Origin of the sequence: Herbaspirillum sp. C9C3, assembly GCF_013359625.1 — a bacterium.
Classification (GTDB): Bacteria; Pseudomonadota; Gammaproteobacteria; order Burkholderiales; family Burkholderiaceae_D; genus Herbaspirillum.
In genome coordinates this window covers 54,838-73,877 of record NZ_JABFMQ010000015.1, presented here as the reverse complement: position 1 = coordinate 73,877, position 19,040 = coordinate 54,838, and the positions used below count along the sequence as shown (strand labels likewise).

Genomic DNA, 19,040 nt, shown 5'->3' with positions numbered 1-19,040 from the left:
TTCAGGCGGCATCCAGTTCGGCCGTGGACAGGGTGTCGTGGCTGTAGCCGGTGGCGCGCTGCAGGGCGTGTTCCAGCGCCGACGCGTCTATCCCGCGCCAGCGGGCGCAGACGTGCTGGTCCGGACGGATCAGATAGCAGGTGTGTGGCTGGCCGTCATAGCGTTGTGCCACCAGGCCCTCGATGTCCTCCACCTGGACGGCGTCGGGGCCCAGGGTTGCCAGCACGGCACGGTCGGCGGCGGTGGTCGCGACGCCGCTGACAAACAGCAGGCGCAGCGGCACCCCGTTGTCGCTCAGTCGGGCCAGTGCCGGCAGCAGGACGGCGGGCAGGGCGGCAGCCGGGGCGAAGATCATGGCCACGAACTGGTCGCCCAGATGGGGTAGCAGCCAGCCCGGCATGGTGTCCATCGAGACAGGGGCATCGGTACAGGGGGCCCCGGCCTGCATGGCACCCAGGAAAGGGGCACTGTCGCGGGTGCTCAAGGGGGAGTCGTGCAGGGTGGCGGGCAGTGACAGGCGGCCACTGTTGACCAGTCTGCGTGCGAATACATGCTCACGCGCCAGCCCCAGCACGGCATCGCGGAAGCGGCGGCTGACGGCGCTCTTGGGCGTGATGAAGTCGGTGGAGCGGGTGGAGTTGAGCAGGTTCTCGTCAGCGGCGTATTGGCGCTCGCTGGCGTAGCTGTCCAGCAGGCTTTCGGGCGCCTTGCCCTGCAGGACGAAGGCCAGCTTCCAGGCCAGGTTCTCGGCATCCTGCACGCCGCTGTTGGCACCGCGCGCACCGAAGGGCGAGACGCAGTGCGCGGCGTCGCCCACGAACAGGACGCGGCCATGACGGAAGCTGTCCATGCGCACACAGGAAAAGGTATAGACGCTCACCCATTCCAGGGTGAATTGCGCCTGCTTGCCGAGCAGCGCCTGTACGCGCGGGATCACGCGTTCGGGCGTTCTCTCCAGGACCGGATCGGCGTCCCAGCCGAGCTGGAAATCGATGCGCCAGACATCATCGGGCTGGCGATGCAGCAGCACCGACTGGTTGGGATGGAAGGGCGGATCGAACCAGAACCAGCGTTCCGCCGGGAAGGGCGCTTCCATCTTGACGTCGGCGATGAGGAAGCGGTCGCGGAAGGTGTGGCCCACACTTTCCAGTCCCATCATCCGGCGCAAGGGGCTGCGCGAGCCATCGGCCGCCACCACGTAGCGCGCCTTGAGCTGGTAGCTGTCCTCCGGGGTTTCTACCGTCAGCACTTCGTGGTCGGCGTGATGCGCGATGGCGCTGACCCGGCTCTTCCAGCGCAGCTCGATGAGGTCATGGCTGCGCGCCTGTTCCAGCAGGTAGCCTTCCACGTAGTACTGCTGCAGGTTGATGAAGGCCGGCCGCGCGTGGCCACTTTCGGGCTGCAGGTCGAATTCGTAGATGGCCTCCTCGCGCAGAAACACCTTGCCGCGATGCCACCCCACGCCCTTGTCCATCATGCGCTGGCCGCAACCGATGCGGTCGAAGATGTCCAGCGTGCGCTTGGCAAAGCAGATCGCCCGCGAGCCGGTGGAGAGCGTATCGTCGTCATCGACCAGCACGACGCGAATGCCCTGCCGGGCGAGGTCGATGGCGGTCACCAGCCCGACCGGGCCGGCGCCGACGACGACCACCGGATGCACGGCGGCGCCGGCGGGTCTGGTTTGCTCCGGGCAGGGCTGATAGCTGAAACGTTGCTGCTGATAATCAATGGCTGGGCTGGGGTTCATGGCCGGTCTCCTCGCTGTTCTTTTCTCTTCTGACTGCGGGCGCTTGCGGTGCGCTCAGGCTTGCAGTGCGGCCCACATTTCCTTGTCGCGTTCTGCCGTCCAGATGCGCGGATGGGTGATGCCGGAGGCCTCGTCATAGGCCCGCGTGACATCGAAGGGCAGGCAGTGTTCATAGATGAAGACCTGGCCGAACCTGGGATCCATCAACTTGCGGGTGTGCGCCATGGCCTCCTTGAGCCCCATCTTGCCGGCCACGGCTTCGCGCCCTGCGCGCAGCAGGGTGGAGACGAAATCCCTGGTATAGGCGATGGCCTGCGTGACCTGCTCGCGCCCTTGCAGCGCCGGCCCGCGGCCGGGGACCAGGGCTTCCGGTTGCAGGGCCGCCAGGGCATCGAGCGTGGCCGGCCAGGGTTCCAGCTGGGCATCGCCGCAGTAGCAGGCGGCGTCGTATTCCACCAGATCGCCCGAGAACAGCACCTTCTGACCGGGGATCCACACCACCGTATCGCCCTTGGTGTGACCAGGGCCGAGATGGGCGATCTTCACTTCCAGCTGACCCATGAAGATCGTCATTTCCTTCTCGAAGACCATGGTCGGCCAGGTCAGGCCGGGCACCGTTTCCACCCCGGCGAACAGGCGCGGGAAGCGCTCGATCTCGGACTTCATGTCGGCCTCGCCACGCTCGACGATCATCTCGTAGGTGCCGCGACTGGCGATGACCTGCTCGCCGCCTTCCTTGAAATAGGCCGAGGCGCCCAGCACGCGCACGGCGTGGTAGTGCGTCAGCACCACGTACTTGATGGGCAGGTCGGTCACGCTGCGGATGCGCGCGATCAGGTCCTGCGCCATGGCCGGGGTGGCGGTGGTGTCGATGACCATCACGCTGTCGTCGCCGATGATGACGCCGGAGTTGGGATCGCCCTCGGCGGTGTACGCGTAGGCGTTTTCCGAGATGCGTTCAAAGGTGATCTTCTTGGCGTCGAGATCCGCCTGGGATGCAAAAGCCTTGGCCATGTCTGCCTCGTTCTGGTTCGTTGGGTGGGGACGCGGCTGGACATGGCGTGTGCCATCGGGGGAGTCTCCGTCCAACCCGTCTTGGATCAATGCGGGTCAAATCTTGTTGTTGTTGCCTGCGACAAGCAGGTTGATCGCATCTTAGTCAGCGCGTTTTGATTAGTCAATAGCAAATACGCTTGTCAGAGGTTAATTGACGTTTTCTGCACCATGACGTGGAGGATGTCTTGCCGGACGGGAGTTGGATTAGAATCCAGGGTCTCGTATCGCAGGGCAGCCGGACGCGCAGCAATGCTTGCCGCTGCCATTGCCCGTCATCAGAAACCTTGGAATCATCGGATGAGCGCATCCCCCGTCAAGACACAACGCGGCATCCAGAGCGTGGAAGTGGCCGGGCGCCTGTTGCAGGCGCTGGCCCAGGCGCGCCAGCCATTGCCGCTGGTGGCGCTGGCGGCTGCGGCCGAATTGTCCTCGGCGCAAGCCCATACCTACCTGGTGAGTCTGCTCAGGCTGGGCCTGATCAAACGCACCCCCGGCGAGGGCTACTATGAATCCGGCCCGCTGGCCCTGCGTTTGGGCATGGCGCGGCTGGCCCGGGAACCGGCCTATCGCCAGGCCTTGCCGCAGGTCCGTCAACTGAGCCAGGAGACCGGCCTGAGCGTGGCGGTCACCCTGCCCACGCCGGCCGGCCCGACCATCGTGCATTACGCCCATGCCGGCAAGCCACTGCACGTGAACCTGCATGTGGGCACCGTCATGGCCCTCTCGGAAACCGCCACCGGACGCACCTACTGCGCCTTTACCCCACATGCCGACTGGCAGGCTCTGTGGGAGGCGCAGCATCCCGCCCAGCCGAAGGGCTGGCTCAAGCATGTCCAGCAAGAACTCGATGCCATCCGCAAGCGCGGCATGGAGCGCGCGGTCGACCTGCCCAGTCCGGGCGTGAGCAGTCTGTGCATGCCCTTGCTGGATGCACGGCAGCAGTTGCTGCTGCTGGTGACCGTGATCGGGCCCAGTGGTGTCATCGATACCGGCTGGCGCGGCGTGGTGGCGCGCCAGTTGCGCAGCTGCATCGAGGCCATCGCGGCCACGCTGGCGGCTGCAGAACAGACCGACGAGGAAGGGGAGTTTGTCCCATGAAGAGTACGCCGCACGCCTTGACCACGGTGGAGGGCGATCAGGAAGGTGAGCGCAGTCAGCGCGGTATCCAGTCGCTCGACAGCACCGGCGCCCTGCTCGATGCCTTGCTGGAAGCCGGACGGCCGCTCCCGCTGGGCGACCTGGCCAGACTGGCCGGGATGCCGGCAGCCAAGGCCTTTCCGCACCTGGTGAGTCTGCAGAAGATCGGTTTGCTGGCGCGCGATGCCCAGGGTAGTTTCTTCCCCGGTACGCTTTCGCTGGAACTGGGGCTGGCGGCCCTGCAGCGACTCTCGCCCCTGCGTGAGGCTGAGGCCGAGGTGGCTCCGCTGGCCCAGGCCACGGGCCTTTCGGTGGCGCTGGCCGTGGTCGGGCCGCTGGGCCCGACGGTAGTGCGGTTGGAGGAATCTTCGCGACCGCAGCACGTAAGCCTGCGCATCGGTACGGTGCTGTCGATGGTACATACCGCCATTGGACGTGTGTGTGCCGCACACCTGCCATCAGACATGCTGGCCGGTGCGCTGGCCATGGATGCGATCCGCATGGAAGGCGCCCATCCCGACAGCGTCTGCCATGCCGATGGCAACCTGCGCCACGACTACGCCGAACGGCTGCGCCAGATCCGCCTGCAGGCCATGGACCAGGCGCTGGGGCGACCGGTGCCGGGGATCCATACCCTGGCTGCGCCGGTATTCAATCACGCCGGACAACTGGCGCTGGTGATGGCCGTCATGGGCAGCAGCGGCAGCTTTGATACGGCCATCGAGGGTGAGGTGGCACAGCTGCTGCGGGCGGCAGCCCATACCGTGTCATGGCGCCTGGGCGCCTTCGAACAGGCTGCGCCGATGGCAGCCGAATAGATGTTCAGATCTTCTATATCGTTTATATAATTTATATTATTTATTGTTTTTTCAATCGTACATGGTGCTGCTCTGCAGGATCTGCTGGACGCGCCGCGCCAGCGTATCCATCTTGAACGGCTTGGTCAGCAGCTGCATGCCGCAGGGAAAGTTGCCATTGCTCAATGCTGGATACGCAGCGTCGCGCCATTACCCGGAAAGCGGGTTTACATCGGGCTTTTCCTGAGTTTGCAGCAGCCCCGGCGCCCCTATAATCAATGCCCGGATGACAAATGGTTGCTTGGCTGATGCCCGGCCCTCATGACGCCCTGGTCGCGGCGTACAAGTTGAAAAGGCATAGAGCAAAGGATGTCTGCTTCCTCATTGATGAACATGGTGCGCGCCTACTGGCGTGTCCATTATGATCAGCCCGAGCTGCTGATTGCGCAGTACCGCGCGTTCTCCGGCAAGATGCCGATGATGTATCTGATCCTGCTGATCAACAGCTGGGCGCTGGCGCATACCTACTACCCGCTGGCCCCGCACTGGCTGGCGCTGTATTTCCCGGCCGCGCTGACGGTCCTGTGCGTGACGCGCTTGAGTTTCTGGTGGCGCGGGCGCCATGTGGACCCGACCCCCGGCATGGCTGCCAGGGCGCTCAAGCGTACCAATTTCCTGGCAGCACCCATTGCGCTCAGTTTCTCGCTGTGGTCGGTGCTGATGTTTCCTTATGGCGACAGTTATGCCCAGGCCCATGTGGCGTTCTACATGGGCATCACCGTCATCTGCTGCATCTTCTGCCTGATGTATCTGCGCTCGGCGGCACTGTCGGTTGCGTTGATCGTCAATGGCATCTTCACGGTCTTCTTCCTCGGCACGCATATTCCGACCTTCGTGGCCGCGGCCATGAACGTGGTACTGGTGACCATCGGCATGCTGGCCATCGTCAACAGCCATTACAACGATTTCACCCGGCTCATTGATGCGCAGGTCAGGACGGCGCTCCTGGGCAATGAGAACCTGCGTCTGGCCAACCTCGATTCGCTCACGCAGATTCCCAATCGCCGCAAGTTCTTCGCCCAGCTCAACGAGATATGTACGCGTGCCACCGCCAACGGGCAGCGCTTTGCCGTCGCCATTCTTGACCTCGATGGTTTCAAGGCCGTCAATGATCTGTATGGTCATACCCACGGTGACCAGCTGCTGGTGGAAGTGGGCCAGCGTCTGACAGCAGTGTGCCTGGACGAGCGCTTCCACCTGGCGCGCCTGGGTGGCGACGAGTTTGCCATCATCATCGACGCCGGCCTAAGCGATGAGGCCCTGACCGGTTTCGGGGATCGCATCTGCGCTGCGCTGCGCCGCCCCTTCGTGCTCTACAAGGCGACGGTGCAAATCGCTGCCTCGGTGGGCGTGGCCACCTTCCCCGACATGGCGGTTGATGCCAGTTCGCTCTATGAACATGCCGACTATGCGCTGTATCAGGGCAAGCGCGAACGGCGCGGTACCGTCACGCTCTTTTCGGAGAAGGACAAGGCGCAGATCCAGCGCAATGCCAACATCGAGCAGGCCTTGCGGCTGGCCGACTTTGATCGCGAACTGTCGGTATTCTTCCAGCCCATCGTAAGTCTGGAGGATGGCCGACCGATCGCCTTCGAAGCCCTGGCGCGCTGGCACAGCGCGGTCAAGGGCGTGGTGGCGCCGGTCGAATTCATTCCCGCTGCCGAGCGCATGGGCATCATCAACCCGTTGAGCGTGATCCTGCTGAAGAAAGCCCTGCAGGCCGCAGTCACCTGGCCGTCCGCGATCCGCCTGTCGTTCAATCTCTCGGCCAACGACATCAACACCAGCGAAGGCATGGAACAGATCGTGCAGGTGATCGCCAGCTCGGGGTTTTGTCCTGCGCGGCTGGATCTGGAAATCACCGAGACGGCCGTGTTGCAGGATCTGGAGAAATCACGCCAGCTGCTCAGTGCCGTGCGCAAGCTCGGCTGCGGTATCACGCTCGATGACTTCGGAACCGGTTATGCCAGCCTGAGCCACCTGCATGCCTTGCCGCTGACGCGCATCAAGATCGACAAGAGTTTCGTCGCCGACATCGAACACAACGAGGTCAGCCACAAGATCGTGAAGTCATTGCTGGCGCTCACGCATGACATGCAGCTGACCTGCGTGGTGGAGGGCGTGGAAACATCCGCGCATCTGCAGAGCCTGCGCGAGCTCGGTGCGCTCTATGGCCAGGGCTACCTGTTCTCGGTACCGCTGGCGGCCGGCCAGGTCCAGCCCTGGATCGAGAACCGGTCGGCTGCCACACCTCAGCGTGGCTGACGCGCTGCGTTGGGGCCGTCTCGGCATGGTCCTTGTCGAATCGGCGCGCCATCATCACGCATCGCCTGCCCCTGGACCAAGCGGCCGAAGGCTATCGGATCTTCAACGAGAAGCGCGAGAATTGTCGCAAGGTGGTGCTCACTACGTGACGCGCTGACATTCTTCTCCCCATGTAAGCGATCGCTTGGCCGGTCGCTTTTTTTTCTGCATTGCTGAGCGGTTCGCTCTCCACGGATGCCAGCTGCCGTCCAGCCTTTCTGTTTTCCCCACCTGGCCCGTCTGCGCTGATGCCACAGATGCTCGAGCGCCAGCGATCTGCCAACTACTCGCATTGGCGTCATCAGCATGTCATAACGTGATGGAAACGAGACACGTCCGCAAGTTTCATTTGCTGGTAAGACCTTTGTGTGAGTAAATACTGCAAAAATTATGAAATATGCGAACAAAACATCGCGATGTTTCGTGATTATTTGCATATTTTTCATATTTTTATCGCAAACGTGATCCGGGAAAGTGAATGAAGGCCTTGTCAAACATGAAGATCGGCGTGAAGCTGAGCTTGGGGTTCGCCAGTCTGCTGGTGATGATGCTCGTACTGGTCGGGGTGGCCATGGTGGGGATCAATGCCTTGCGCGCCTCGATCGCGCGTGCCAATGAAGAACAGAACGAAAGCCTGAAACCGCTCTACGAGGCGCGCGAAGCGCTGGATCAGACCGGTCTGGCCGCACGCAATGCGTACGTCTTCCTGAGCGACGCCGATGCGCAATCCGAACTGAAGATCCTCGACCAGCAGAAGGCGCTCTATCTCAAGCTGTTGCAGAAGCTGGAACCGCGCCTGGCCGGCATCCCGCAGTTCGCCATCGTGCGCACCGGCTTGCTGCAGATGGCTGATGAACTCAAGCGTCCGCGTCAATATCGCGAGAGCGGGGCGATGGAGGCGTATCGCGATTTCCTGGTCAATGATTGCAGTCCCTTGCGGCGCAAGATCGTGGGCGACATCAACCTGCTCATCGAGCAGATCGATGCACAAAGTACGGCAGCAGGCGCGCAGGTCGAGCGCTCGGCGACCGACGCTCTGCGTTTCATCGCCATGCTGGCGGCGGTGGCGATCCTGATTGCGGTGGGGGTTGCCTTCACCATTACGCGCGGACTGTTGCGTCAGCTCGGCGGTGAACCGGCCTATGCGATGGCCATCGCGCAGCGCATTGCGCATGGCGACCTGGCCGTGGAGGTCGTCACCCGAACCAACGACCGGAGCAGCCTGCTGCATGCGCTGGGCATGATGCGCGACAGCCTGGCTGCCATCGTCGGCCAGGTACGTCAGGGAACCGATGCGATCGAACGTGCGGCCACTGAAATCGCCTCGGGCAACACGGACCTCTCCGGCCGCACGGAACGTCAGGCCAGCTCGCTGGAGGAAACCGCCAGCGCCATGGAGCAGATCACCTCGGCCGTGCGACAGAGTGCGGCCAACGCGGTACAGGCCAATGAACTGGCGGCCTCGGCCTCGGATATCGCGGTCAGGGGCGGCGACATGATGGGCAATGTCGTGGCGACGATGGAAGACATCCATCAATCCTCGGTCAAGATCGTGGATATCATCAGCGTGATTGACGGCATCGCTTTCCAGACCAACATCCTGGCGCTCAATGCCGCCGTCGAGGCGGCTCGGGCGGGCGAGGGCGGACGCGGCTTTGCGGTGGTGGCCTCGGAGGTGCGTACCCTGGCCCAGCGCAGCGCCTCGGCGGCCAAGGAAATCAAGGAACTGATCGGCGCCTCGGTGGCCAAGGTCGATAGTGGCAGCGACCAGGTCAAGGATGCCGGCCGGACCATGGAAGAGATCGTCGCCAGCGTGCGCAAGGTGACTGAGGTGATCGCCGAGATCAGTCTGTCCAGCCGCGAACAGAGCGAGGGTATCGAGCAGGTCAACGATGCCATCGGTCACATGGATGAAGCGACCCAGCAGAATTCGGCACTGGTGGAACAGGCCGCTGCGGCAGCAGAGGCGCTGACCTCGCAGGCCGGTGCCCTGGCGCGCCTGGTTTCCACCTTCAAGCTGGCGCCGAGCGGGCGTACGGCGCTCGTGGCGGGTTGATTCGTGCTTCTTGAAAATACCGGCCACGCCTACTGTGCAGCCCCGGCCGCCTTGCCGGACGATGAAGATGCACGCCTGGCGGCGTTGCAGGGATATTGCGTACTCGATACGCTGCCCGACAAGTCCTGTGACCAGATCACCGAACTGGCGCGCACGCTCTTTGGCGTGGAGATCGCCCTGATCTCGCTGGTGGATGAGGACAGGCAGTGGTTCAAGTCCCGTGCCGGTCTGTCGGCGCAGGAGACTCCGCGCTCGATGTCCTTCTGCGCCCATGCCATTCTGGCGCGCGGCAGCCTGGTGGTGCTCGATACGCATCAGGATGGGCGCTTTCGCAACAACCCGCTGGTGACTGCTGCACCGCGCATCCGCTTCTACGCAGGCGCGCTGCTGAGATCGTCGCAAGGTCATGCGCTGGGTACGCTCTGTCTGATCGATCCGCGTCCCCGCGAGCACTTCGGGCCGGCCGAGATGGCCAGGCTGGAGCAACTGGCCTGCATGGTCATGGAGCGGCTCGAACAGTTGCGCAACCGGGGCTATACCGACCATGTGACGGGTTTGCCCAATCGCGCCCGGCTCATGGAAGTGCTGCGCGCACGGGCGCATGTAAAGGGCGATACCGGCTTGCCGTGCGCAGCGCTGGGCGTGGACATCTGTTCACGTGAATATCTGTTCGACATGGTCAAGGCACTCGGCTGGGATTATGCCGAGTCCTTCCTGGTACAGGTCAGTCGTGCCTTGTGCGAAGCGCTGGACTACCAGCCGGTCTATCGTGTGACCACGACCACCTTCGTCTTCCTCCACGAAGGAACTGCCGCGCAGCGACAAGAGCACATCGCCAACGTGCGTCAACAGTTCGTCCAGGCGCTGGAAATCCACGGCATTCCGCATCAGCTCGACATCGCCATCGGCGTACTGCCGGCGGTGGATGACATTGCCGGCAGCGACGTCGTACGCTCGCTGCTGACCGTCATCGACGTGGGTCGCGAGGAGGGCGTCTGTCCGCGCCAGTTCGAATCGGTACATGCGGAAAACCAGCGTAATGCGTTCTGGTTGCTGTCGGCGCTGCCGATGGCCTTCAACTCTTCCGATGAACTGAGCCTGCATTACCAGCCCAAGGTGCGCTTGCGCGACAGCAGTTGCGTGGGGGTGGAAGCACTGATCCGCTGGCATCACCCTGTCCTGGGCAACATCTCGCCCGCGATCTTCATCGCGCTGGCCGAGAAGACGGCGCAAATTCGCCAGATCACGGCCTGGGTCGTGCGCCATGCGGTGGTGCAGGCGGCCGCCTGGCATGCGCGCGGCCATCGGGTGCCCATTGCCATCAATACCTCGGCGCGCGATTTCGAGTCCGACGACATCCTGCGCCTGCTGGCCGCCCAGCTGAAGCAGCATGCGGTCCCGCCGGGTCTGATTGAAATCGAATTCACCGAAAGCGCCATGGCCAGCAATCCTGCAGTGGTGCGCCAGCGCGTGCAGGCCATCCGCGAGCTGGGCGTGAAGGTGGCCATCGATGACTTCGGCAGCGGCTTCAGCAATCTGTCCTACCTGAAGAGCATTCCGGCTGACATCATGAAGATCGATCGTTCCTTCATCAGCAGACTGGTCGAAAACGAGGCCGATCAGGTGATCGTGCCTTCCATCATCCATCTGGCCCATCAGCTGGGGTTCAGCGTCGTGGCCGAAGGTGTGGAGAGCGAGCAAACCGCCAGGATCCTGCATCACCTGGGCTGTGACTTCGCCCAGGGCTATGCGATTGCGCGACCGATGCCGGCAGAGGAACTGGAGGAGTGGCTGGGGATGGTGCGATGAGCAGCGGCTGCTTCTTGAGCTTGCGCGTAAGCGCCTGCACGCTGCTCAGGGTGGCGAAGTCACTGGCGCTTCGATTCCAGCAGTTGCAGCGACAGGATGTCGGTCGCCAGGGCCGCGAGTTCTTCCAGTGCCTGTCGTTCGTGGGCGCGCAAGATGCGCGGTTCGGTGTCGATCACGCACAGCGAGCCAAAGGCACGGTCCTGGTACATCAGGCGGATGCCGGCATAGAAGCGGATGAAGGGTACGCCCGTGACCATCGGGTTATTGACGAAGCGGGGATCCTTGGTGGCATCGGAGACGGTGAAGATTTCCTCCTGCATCACGGCGTAATTGCAGAAGGCCCACGAGCGCGGCGTGGAGCTGATGTTCAGGCCATGTGCCGCACGGAAGATCTGCAGCTCCGAGGTCAGGAAAGTGACCAGGGCAATGGGTACATCCAGCAGTTCGCTGGCGAGCCATGTCAGGCGATGAAAGCGGGCCTCGGAATGTGTGTCTTCCATTGTCTGTTCAACAAAGCGCGCACGTTCTGGCTCGTTCGGGCTGACCGGATAAGGAACCTCGATCTGTGGCCCAGCGTGACCGGCAGTGGGCTCGGGTTGTTTCACTTCACGATGGCCAAGCAAGGTCATGACCGAGCTCAGCCGGGTGCGCCGATGGCCGCCCGGCGTTTTCCAGGAGGCCAGCATGCCGCTCTCCATCCACATCTGGGCGGTCGTGATCGAGACCCCCAGCAGTCTGGCAGCTTCTCGCGAAGTCATCGCCGGGTCCCCGGGGGGCATCTCGTTGTCATCAGATGGTACTGCACGACCCATTTGATTGATCCTTGTAAAAGTATAGCTGTGCGGTGAGTGAATTTGTATATTTCACATATTTAATATTTTTCGCATGGCAGAAATGCAACGAATCGTAGATTCTTTAATATCTTTCACTTTCCGGAGCATATGCTGTGGGCAAAATATGAAATAAACAAAGCTTCATACTGTAGTCAGGGGAGCTTACGTGTTCCTTGTCATTACCGGATTCTCGCTCTGCGGGAATGCGTGGATGTGCGCCATCTTGCAGGGATGTCCTTGCCAAGCGGGCATTGTAGTGCGCATTGCGAAAAGATGTCGGACAAGCGCCCGCGTTTTGTCCGGAAGCTGACCTGCGTCAAGCCTTGGGGGCCGGCAGGCTGGTTGGAGCGGGGAAGGGAGGGCAACGCTGTGGAAGAAACGGGAGAAGCCATGGGGGGGCAAGAGCAGTCCTCCTCGATTTCTCATGAGATGAAAATCCGAATCGGGGGTACCACCTATCTGATCGAAAGCCGCGCCTCGGGCGGGCCTGACGAACATCGGCTGTATGCCTATCGCGTCTGGTGCGATGGCGAATTGGTGAAGGATTGGACCGAGGGCAACATGGCCGACTTTTTCGGCAAGCTGCCCCCGGCTCACGTGCAATAGAACGCAACTGCTCCGGCGCATCCTCCGCGCCGGAACGCTGTCCCGCCTTCTCATCCCCCCGAGAAGGCGTTTGCCCTGCTCCGCGAGGAGCGGGGCTTTTTTTCGCCCGCGCCCCGGGCCGAGAATGGAAATGTATGAGCCAATCTCATTGGTCAATGAGATCAAATCATTTTTATTCATGGATTGGGCAGCATAGAATTCGCCCGGTACATTGACCGCATCGAGTCCGCCGCGCTGTCGGCAGACACGACTTCAGCACAGGGGCGCAGAAACATCATGAGCAAGGACTTCGCATTTGCCATCAAGAGCATTTGTTTCGACGAGGATTATCATCCCGCCGACAACACGCGCATCACCACCAACTTCGCCAACCTGGCCAGGGGCGCGCAGCGTCAGGAGAACCTGCGCAACACCTTCCGCATGATCAACAACCGTTTCAATGCACTGGCCCACTGGGATAATCCCAAGGCCGACCGTTATGCCGTGGCATTGGAGATCATCTCGGTGGAAATGGGCCTGGAAGGACAGGATACCGGCCAGGCACTGCCATTGATCGAGGTGCTCAAGACCAACATCCTCGATCACCGGACCGGTGAACGCATCGAAGGGATCGTTGGCAACAATTTTTCTTCTTACGTGCGCGACTACGATTTCAGCGTCGTCTTGCTGGAGCACACGAAGCAGCAGCCAAGCTTCAGCGTGCCGGAGAATTTCGGCGAACTGCATGGCAGGCTGTTCAAACAATTCGTCCAATCGGAGGCCTACCGGGCGCACTTCAGCAAGCCGCCCGTGATCTGCCTGAGCGTGGCCAGCAGCAAGACCTATCACCGTACCGAAAATGTGCATCCGGTACTGGGCGTGGAGTATCTCCAGAACGAAAGCTCACTGACCGATGCCTACTTCGCCAAGATGGGCCTGAAGGTCCGCTACTTCATGCCGCCCGACAGTGCCGCTCCGCTGGCCTTCTACTTCAGCGGCGACCTCCTGCGCGACTACTCGAATCTGGAGCTGATCGGCACCATCAGCACGATGGAGACCTTCCAGAAGATCTATCGCCCCGAAATCTACAACGCCAATTCCGCCGCCGGAAAGACCTACCGCCCCAGTCTGCAGCATGAGGACTATTCCCTCACGCGCATCGTCTATGACCGCGAGGAGCGCAGTCGTCTGGCGCTCCAGCAGGGACGCTTTGCCGAGGAGCACTTCATCAAGCCGTATCGCAGCGTGCTCGAACAGTGGTCGTCTGCTTGCACCCATTGATCTCTCCACCCACAAGGTTCTCCATCGTGAAAAAACTATTGCCCACCTCCACCGCCGGCAGCCTGCCCAAGCCCGTCTGGCTTGCCGAGCCCGAGACCCTCTGGTCCCCCTGGAAGCTGCAGGGGGATGAACTGCTGGAAGCCAAGCGCGATGCGTTGCGCCTGTCGTTGCAGCAACAGCGAAGGGCGGGTATCGATATCGTCAGTGATGGCGAGCAGACGCGCCAGCATTTCGTGACCACCTTCATCGAGCATCTTGACGGGGTGGATTTTGCCAGGCGCGAGACGGTACGCATCCGCAATCGCTACGATGCCAGCGTGCCGACGGTGGTCGGTGCGGTCTCGCGCCAGAAGCCGGTGTTCGTCGACGATGCGCGCTTCCTGCGCAGCCAGACCCGGCAGCCGATCAAGTGGGCCCTGCCCGGACCGATGACCATGATCGACACCCTCTACGACAGCCACTACAAGAGTCGCGAGAAGCTGGCCTGGGAATTCGCCACGATCCTCAACCAGGAAGCGCGCGAATTGGAGGCGGCGGGAGTGGACATCATCCAGTTCGATGAACCGGCCTTCAATGTCTTCTTCGATGAGGTCAACGACTGGGGCGTGGCCACGCTGGAGCGGGCCATTGAGGGGCTCAAGTGCGAGACCGCCGTGCACATCTGCTATGGCTACGGCATCAAGGCCAACACGGACTGGAAGAAGACACTGGGTTCGCAGTGGCGACAGTATGAGGAGACCTTCCCCAAATTGCAGGCATCGGGCATCGACATCGTCTCTTTGGAATGCCACAACGCGCGCGTTCCCATGGATCTGATCGAACTCATTGCCGGCAAGAAGGTGATGGTGGGAGCCATCGATGTGGCCAATCACACCATCGAAACGCCTGAGGAAGTCGCGGCCACCCTGCGCCAGGCATTGCAGTTCGTGGCGGCGGACAAGCTCTATCCCTGTACCAATTGCGGGATGGCGCCGCTGCCCAGGGAGGTAGCGGCCGGCAAGCTCGATGCCTTGTGCGCGGGGGCGGAGATTGTGCGCCGGGAGCTGGGGGCTTGATCATCTTGCCCACGCTCTGAACGTCGACGCAGGCATTCGTCGTGACCACGATTTGCAACAGCGGTGAAGCACCGACGATCATCGACTGTCTGCAGTACCGCCCCAGCCGCGAGCAGTTGGTCAAGCTGATCCGGGATGCCGGTCTCGCGGTGCGCGAAGCCCTGCGTCAAAAGGCAGGTCCCTGACGGATTGATATGGCGAGCCAAGAGAATGCGCCGCGGACCTGTCCGGGCGCATGAATCAGACTGTCCTGTAGCAGTGGGGGCACGCTGCCATGCAGAAAGGCAATGCGTTCAGATCGTCGTATCTTTCAGCTCGATGACGACCTTGCCTTTTGCACGGCCTGTTTCCAGATATTCCAGTCCAAGCTTTGCATTCTCAAATGAGAAAATCCTGTCAATGACGGGACGAATCTGTCCACTCTCGAGCATGGAGCCGATGATTGCCAGATGCTCCCCGTTCGGTTGAACAAACAGGAACGAGTAGTGCGTATCCTGTTGTTTGGCCAGGCGGATTATTCTTCTGCTCAACAAGCTGAAGACGATTCTCATCAGTAGATTCATACCTCTCCGAGAAGCGAATGCTCCATCGGGCGGGCCGATCAATGAAACGATCTTGCTCTTCGGCTTGAGTATGCGTAGCGCTTTCTCCAATGCGTCGCCTCGAACGGTGCCGAGCACGGTGTCATAGCCCTGCATGACATCCTCGAAATTCTGTTTCTTATAGTCCACGACTTCGTCTGCACCGAGAGTACGTACCCACTCCATATTGCTCGTACTCGTGGTCGTGCCGACAGTGGCCCCCAGTCGCTGGGCGAGCTGAATGGCAAAGGTTCCAATGCCCCCCGAGCCGGCTGGTATGAAAACCTTGTGGCCTGCTCGGGTCTGCGCACGTACGACCAGGGCCTGCCACGAAGTCAGTCCCACCATCGGAACCGAGGCTGCCTCGGCAAAACTCAAGTTGTCGGGCTTCAGGGCGGCTGCAAACTCAGGCACGGCGGCGTATTCGGCCAGACTGCCTTTGCCCAGATCGAAAATGCTCGCAAAGACTTTGTCGCCCGCCTTGAAGCGCGTTACCTTGCTGCCGACCTCGACGACAACGCCGGCCAGGTCACTTCCCAGCGTTGCCGGCATGTTGAACTTCAGGATAGGCTTGAATATGCCCTTGGGGATCATGTAGTCGATTGGATTCAATCCTGCCGCATGGATCTCGACGAGAATTTCATCGGGAGCAATGACAGGTTTGGAGATGTCCTCGAACATTACATTTTGCAGGCTGCCATAACGCTTCAGAATGAGTGCTTTCATACTTCCTTCTTTTTTCTGTTGAGGGGACTCGGCGCCCGAGCGAGCAGCAGGCCTAGAGAATCATCAAAAGGGCCCGCATCTCAAACGCATTCATCGTTGCGAACTTGTCGGTTGCAGCGGTATCCGGGTTCTTCACGAGTTGCGTTGCGCTCCGAGACTGGCCTGCAGCGACGGCAGTCCGCCCTGATTTCAGCACGTCCGGACGTCCTGGTTCGCTTGGACCCGGCCGTGTTCCGTTACGATTTCTCAACACCATGGTGATAAGCCTTGTACGTGGAGCATCCGTGTGCAATGAGGATGTGAAGGGCAGACCACAGCACTGTTTCGGTCGCGATGGATCCAGCGTGGGCGGTGAATCACCCCAGACCAAATTGCTTGTGAAGAATCTTGTCCAGGAAAGCCCGAGGCAAGAATCGCCTTGCAAAAGCGCCCTGACGTGCCACTTTCCCAGAGGGATAGCGGAGCGATGGAGACCCTGCCCCAGCAGCCTGGATGATGGTTTCTGCCACGCTCTCCGCGCTATCGGCTGCAGCCATCGCGGTGTTGTAGGCGACAAGGTATCGTTGACGGCTGCGGTCGTAGGCCGGGTGGGGGCGGTCGGGTGGGGTAACGCTCGTGTCGAAGGAGGTCCGTGTCACGCCGGGTTCGATAACCAGCACACGTACTCCGAATTCACGAACCTCGTGATCAAGAGATTCGGAGTAACCCTCGATGGCATGCTTGGTTGCGGAGTAATGCGCATTGTAGGGAGCGGGAATAATCCCCAGTCCCGAGCCAACATTCAATATACGACCGCTGCCTTGCTTGCGCATCGTCGGAAGTACTGCATTGGTCACTCTGATGAGCCCGAAGACGTTCGTCTCATACAGCATTCTTACCTGATCAAGGGAGCTTTCCTCCGCCGCTGCCGGTCCGAGGCCAAATCCCGCGTTATTGACCAGCACGTCGATGCGGCCTTCCTGGCGGAGCACTTCATCAATGGCGTTTTTCACTGACTCGTCATCCGTGACATCCATGCGCAAGAAAGGGAACGCCCCCTGGCTGGCCTGCTTGCCACGCCTGCTTGTTCCGTAAACGCGATAGCCGAGTGCCGCGAACCGCTCAGCGGTGGCCTCGCCTATCCCTGATGACGCACCGGTAACAAGTGCAATGCGGTTTTGCTTCGACATCCCGGACTCCTGTTCATTTATTGCTGCTCGTTGTTTGCACTCGCCCGTGAAAGGGGAGTGCGTGACAGAGCGGTTATAGGCGGATACTTACTTGAGTTGATAGCGTTGTGCGGCATGCGCTTGCCGGATATCTCCCAGCAGAGATAGACGAGCTTGCTCCAACGCTTCCCATCGTTCGGCGACATGAAGTGGCGGGATCGTGATCAGTTCGCGGCGATCAAATCCGATCAGCGCGGCATCGACCAGTTCGCCGACATCCATGACCTCAGGCAGCGTGTTGACATCGATTCCTGCACGCTCCCAGATTTCCGTGCGCGTCGCCGCAGGCAGAACCGCTTGAACGTAGACGCCCTTGGGAGAAAGCTCCAGGTGCAGTCCCTGGGACAGAAACAGGACAAAGGCCTTGGTGGCGCCATAGATCGCGGTTCCGAACTCGGGAGCGAAACCCACGACGGAGCCAATATTGACGATAGCGCCTCTCGCGGACCCGGCAAAACGTCCCGCCACTGCGGCCGCAAGGCGGGTGGGCGCCGTCGTATTGAGTGCAATCAGGCGATCAATGCCTTGCGCCGTCTGCTCAACAAACCGGCCTGACTGAGCAATCCCCGCATTGTTGACAAGCACTTCGATGTCGGAGTCCTCGCGCAAGCGGGTTTCGAGTCCGACCAGGTCGGTCGGGTTCGTCAAATCAGCGGGCAAGACTTCGACGGCCACGCCGGTGTCATCGTGCAAGCTGGCTGCCAATTTGTTGAGACGTTCATGATCCCGTGCTACCAGCACCAGTGCATGACCTCGCCGGGCCAAACGTTGGGCATAGGTGGCACCGATACCGCTGGAGGCTCCGGTGATAAGGGCTGTCGGTAACTTGCTCATGGCGGGTTTCCTTGTTCGCTGGCGATTGCGTTGTTTAAATTCCCCACTCCCCCGGCGCCCTGATCGCGTGGAGCAGGGGGCAAAGAGTCGAGGCAGGTAGAGATGCAATGATGATGATCATAATCATTGATGTCAATACTTTGATTATAGTCATAATCAAAATGTGGTAGGATTCTCACTGCTGAACATTTCACGATGAGATATCCATGAAGGTTACAAAGGCCCAGGTACAGGCAAACCGTGCGCGCGTTGTTGAAACTGCGTCTCTGTTGTTTCGTGAGCACGGCTATGATGGGGTCGGCATTGCCGATTTGATGTCCGCCGCGGGTCTTACTCATGGCGGGTTCTACAAGCACTTCGCCTCCAAATCCGACCTCATTGCAGAATCGGCGGCTTGTGGTCTCGCACAGACTGCAGAGCAATCCGTGGGCATCGAGATTGCTGAGCTGGTAAGGCACTATCTCTCTCGCGCCCATCGGGACAACCGGACGAATGGATGCACGATCGCTGCGCTAGGCGGGGACGCTGCGCGCCAGCCCGAGGCTGTTCGAGCCAGCTTTGCAGCAGGTATCGAAAAGATGCTGGCAACGCTAAGCAAGCTCAGCGCAGAATCGGATTCGTTCGAGGGGAGAGAGGAGAGGGCTCAAAACCTGAGCATCTTGGCGTGTGCGGTCGGTGCACTCGTCATGTCGCGCGCATGTCCGGATGATCTCCCTCTGGCAGACGAAATCCTGTCGGTTGTCCGGGACCGGCTCATGGCCACATTGAATGCAGCTGAAACGAATCAGGATTTCCAGTCTTCATAGAACTCTTGTGCATTTGATCGTCAAATGCACGAGTTCGCAGAAGTGCAAGTGCAGGCGGGAAATTGTTTGGCTTGATTCTTTTGTGTTGGCGTTTTCGCGTCGCAATCAATGCGTCCGTCAGCGTTTGCCGCAATCAACGGACTTCATCTGCATTGCCTCACCGGA

Annotated in this window: 16 protein-coding genes; 10 read left to right on the top strand and 6 right to left on the bottom strand. The window is 60.9% G+C overall.

What is annotated here, in order from left to right; genetic code table 11:
- Position 1: 1 nt before the first annotated feature.
- Entirely contained in the window at positions 2-1,747 is a 1,746-nt protein-coding gene (locus HNO82_RS14925; protein ID WP_175344266.1) for an FAD-dependent oxidoreductase, read from the bottom strand.
- 54 nt (positions 1,748-1,801) lie between these two features.
- Positions 1,802-2,761 carry an MBL fold metallo-hydrolase gene (locus HNO82_RS14920; RefSeq protein WP_008325343.1) on the bottom strand — a complete coding sequence of 320 codons (960 nt, stop codon included), beginning with the start codon at positions 2,759-2,761 and terminating at the stop codon, positions 1,802-1,804.
- A gap of 339 nt (positions 2,762-3,100) precedes the next feature.
- Here HNO82_RS14920 and HNO82_RS14915 point away from each other — a divergent pair, with 339 nt between their 5' ends.
- The 5 genes from HNO82_RS14915 (at position 3,101) to HNO82_RS14890 (ending at position 10,966) form a co-directional block, all read left to right on the top strand.
- On the top strand, positions 3,101-3,901 hold the full coding sequence (locus tag HNO82_RS14915; protein WP_175344265.1) for an IclR family transcriptional regulator: 801 nt from the start codon (positions 3,101-3,103) through the stop codon (positions 3,899-3,901).
- Complete coding sequence (locus tag HNO82_RS14910) at positions 3,898-4,758, top strand: IclR family transcriptional regulator (RefSeq protein WP_175344264.1); 861 nt, start codon at positions 3,898-3,900, stop codon at positions 4,756-4,758. Before HNO82_RS14915 ends, HNO82_RS14910 begins: the two co-directional genes overlap by 4 nt.
- A gap of 348 nt (positions 4,759-5,106) precedes the next feature.
- A complete protein-coding gene (locus HNO82_RS14905) occupies positions 5,107-7,062 on the top strand; it encodes a putative bifunctional diguanylate cyclase/phosphodiesterase (RefSeq protein ID WP_175344263.1) in 1,956 nt (651 codons plus the stop codon).
- A gap of 517 nt (positions 7,063-7,579) precedes the next feature.
- Positions 7,580-9,157 (top strand): methyl-accepting chemotaxis protein, encoded by a 1,578-nt coding sequence (locus HNO82_RS14895; protein ID WP_175344262.1) that lies wholly within the window; start codon positions 7,580-7,582, stop codon positions 9,155-9,157.
- A gap of 3 nt (positions 9,158-9,160) precedes the next feature.
- Positions 9,161-10,966, top strand: a complete 1,806-nt coding sequence (locus tag HNO82_RS14890; protein ID WP_175344261.1) for a putative bifunctional diguanylate cyclase/phosphodiesterase — start codon at positions 9,161-9,163, stop codon at positions 10,964-10,966.
- Between the two features lie 59 nt (positions 10,967-11,025).
- Here HNO82_RS14890 and HNO82_RS14885 read toward each other — a convergent pair whose 3' ends face one another.
- Positions 11,026-11,778, bottom strand: coding sequence for a GAF domain-containing protein (locus tag HNO82_RS14885; protein WP_008325383.1), 753 nt, complete (start codon positions 11,776-11,778; stop codon positions 11,026-11,028).
- A 294-nt stretch (positions 11,779-12,072) separates the two neighbouring features.
- On the opposite strand from HNO82_RS14885, the gene HNO82_RS22280 reads away from it, so the two are divergent.
- From HNO82_RS22280 to HNO82_RS14865, 4 genes are all read left to right on the top strand, one after another.
- On the top strand, positions 12,073-12,405 hold the full coding sequence (locus tag HNO82_RS22280; protein ID WP_249777017.1) for a hypothetical protein: 333 nt from the start codon (positions 12,073-12,075) through the stop codon (positions 12,403-12,405).
- A gap of 276 nt (positions 12,406-12,681) precedes the next feature.
- Positions 12,682-13,665 carry a DUF1852 domain-containing protein gene (locus tag HNO82_RS14875; RefSeq protein WP_175344260.1) on the top strand — a complete coding sequence of 328 codons (984 nt, stop codon included), beginning with the start codon at positions 12,682-12,684 and terminating at the stop codon, positions 13,663-13,665.
- Between the two features lie 26 nt (positions 13,666-13,691).
- Positions 13,692-14,720: a methionine synthase gene (locus tag HNO82_RS14870; protein ID WP_175344259.1), complete on the top strand. Its 1,029-nt coding sequence runs from the start codon at positions 13,692-13,694 to the stop codon at positions 14,718-14,720.
- Positions 14,721-14,761: 41 nt separating this feature from the next.
- Positions 14,762-14,905, top strand: coding sequence for a hypothetical protein (locus HNO82_RS14865; protein ID WP_502709276.1), 144 nt, complete (start codon positions 14,762-14,764; stop codon positions 14,903-14,905).
- Between the two features lie 108 nt (positions 14,906-15,013).
- On the opposite strand, the gene HNO82_RS14860 is transcribed toward HNO82_RS14865, so the two are convergent.
- The 3 genes from HNO82_RS14860 to HNO82_RS14850 all read right to left on the bottom strand — a co-directional run bounded on the left by HNO82_RS14860 (position 15,014) and on the right by HNO82_RS14850 (position 18,069).
- Positions 15,014-16,027 (bottom strand): NADP-dependent oxidoreductase, encoded by a 1,014-nt coding sequence (locus tag HNO82_RS14860; protein ID WP_175344258.1) that lies wholly within the window; start codon positions 16,025-16,027, stop codon positions 15,014-15,016.
- Between the two features lie 356 nt (positions 16,028-16,383).
- Positions 16,384-17,196, bottom strand: coding sequence for an oxidoreductase (locus HNO82_RS14855; protein ID WP_175344257.1), 813 nt, complete (start codon positions 17,194-17,196; stop codon positions 16,384-16,386).
- 87 nt (positions 17,197-17,283) lie between these two features.
- The gene (locus HNO82_RS14850; RefSeq protein ID WP_175344256.1) at positions 17,284-18,069 is read right to left on the bottom strand and encodes an SDR family NAD(P)-dependent oxidoreductase; all 786 of its coding nucleotides are present in this window, start codon (positions 18,067-18,069) and stop codon (positions 17,284-17,286) included.
- Between the two features lie 206 nt (positions 18,070-18,275).
- Between HNO82_RS14850 and HNO82_RS14845 the strand changes: the two genes are divergently transcribed.
- Positions 18,276-18,875: a TetR/AcrR family transcriptional regulator gene (locus HNO82_RS14845; protein WP_175344255.1), complete on the top strand. Its 600-nt coding sequence runs from the start codon at positions 18,276-18,278 to the stop codon at positions 18,873-18,875.
- Positions 18,876-19,040: the final 165 nt, after the last annotated feature.

Excerpts from the sequence above, each read along its gene's own strand:
- HNO82_RS14925 (WP_175344266.1), bottom strand. The coding sequence starts at position 1,747 with ATGAACCCCAGCCCAGCCATTGATTATCAGCAGCAACGTTTCAGCTAT.
- HNO82_RS14875 (WP_175344260.1), top strand. The coding sequence starts at position 12,682 with ATGAGCAAGGACTTCGCATTTGCCATCAAGAGCATTTGTTTCGACGAG.
- HNO82_RS14855 (WP_175344257.1), bottom strand. The coding sequence starts at position 17,196 with ATGTCGAAGCAAAACCGCATTGCACTTGTTACCGGTGCGTCATCAGGG.
- HNO82_RS14905 (WP_175344263.1), top strand. The coding sequence starts at position 5,107 with ATGTCTGCTTCCTCATTGATGAACATGGTGCGCGCCTACTGGCGTGTC.
- HNO82_RS14885 (WP_008325383.1), bottom strand. The coding sequence starts at position 11,778 with ATGGGTCGTGCAGTACCATCTGATGACAACGAGATGCCCCCCGGGGAC.
- HNO82_RS14845 (WP_175344255.1), top strand. The coding sequence starts at position 18,276 with ATGAAGGTTACAAAGGCCCAGGTACAGGCAAACCGTGCGCGCGTTGTT.
- HNO82_RS22280 (WP_249777017.1), top strand. The coding sequence starts at position 12,073 with ATGTCGGACAAGCGCCCGCGTTTTGTCCGGAAGCTGACCTGCGTCAAG.
- HNO82_RS14895 (WP_175344262.1), top strand. The coding sequence starts at position 7,580 with ATGAAGGCCTTGTCAAACATGAAGATCGGCGTGAAGCTGAGCTTGGGG.
- HNO82_RS14860 (WP_175344258.1), bottom strand. The coding sequence starts at position 16,027 with ATGAAAGCACTCATTCTGAAGCGTTATGGCAGCCTGCAAAATGTAATG.
- HNO82_RS14910 (WP_175344264.1), top strand. The coding sequence starts at position 3,898 with ATGAAGAGTACGCCGCACGCCTTGACCACGGTGGAGGGCGATCAGGAA.
- HNO82_RS14850 (WP_175344256.1), bottom strand. The coding sequence starts at position 18,069 with ATGAGCAAGTTACCGACAGCCCTTATCACCGGAGCCTCCAGCGGTATC.
- HNO82_RS14915 (WP_175344265.1), top strand. The coding sequence starts at position 3,101 with ATGAGCGCATCCCCCGTCAAGACACAACGCGGCATCCAGAGCGTGGAA.
- HNO82_RS14920 (WP_008325343.1), bottom strand. The coding sequence starts at position 2,761 with ATGGCCAAGGCTTTTGCATCCCAGGCGGATCTCGACGCCAAGAAGATC.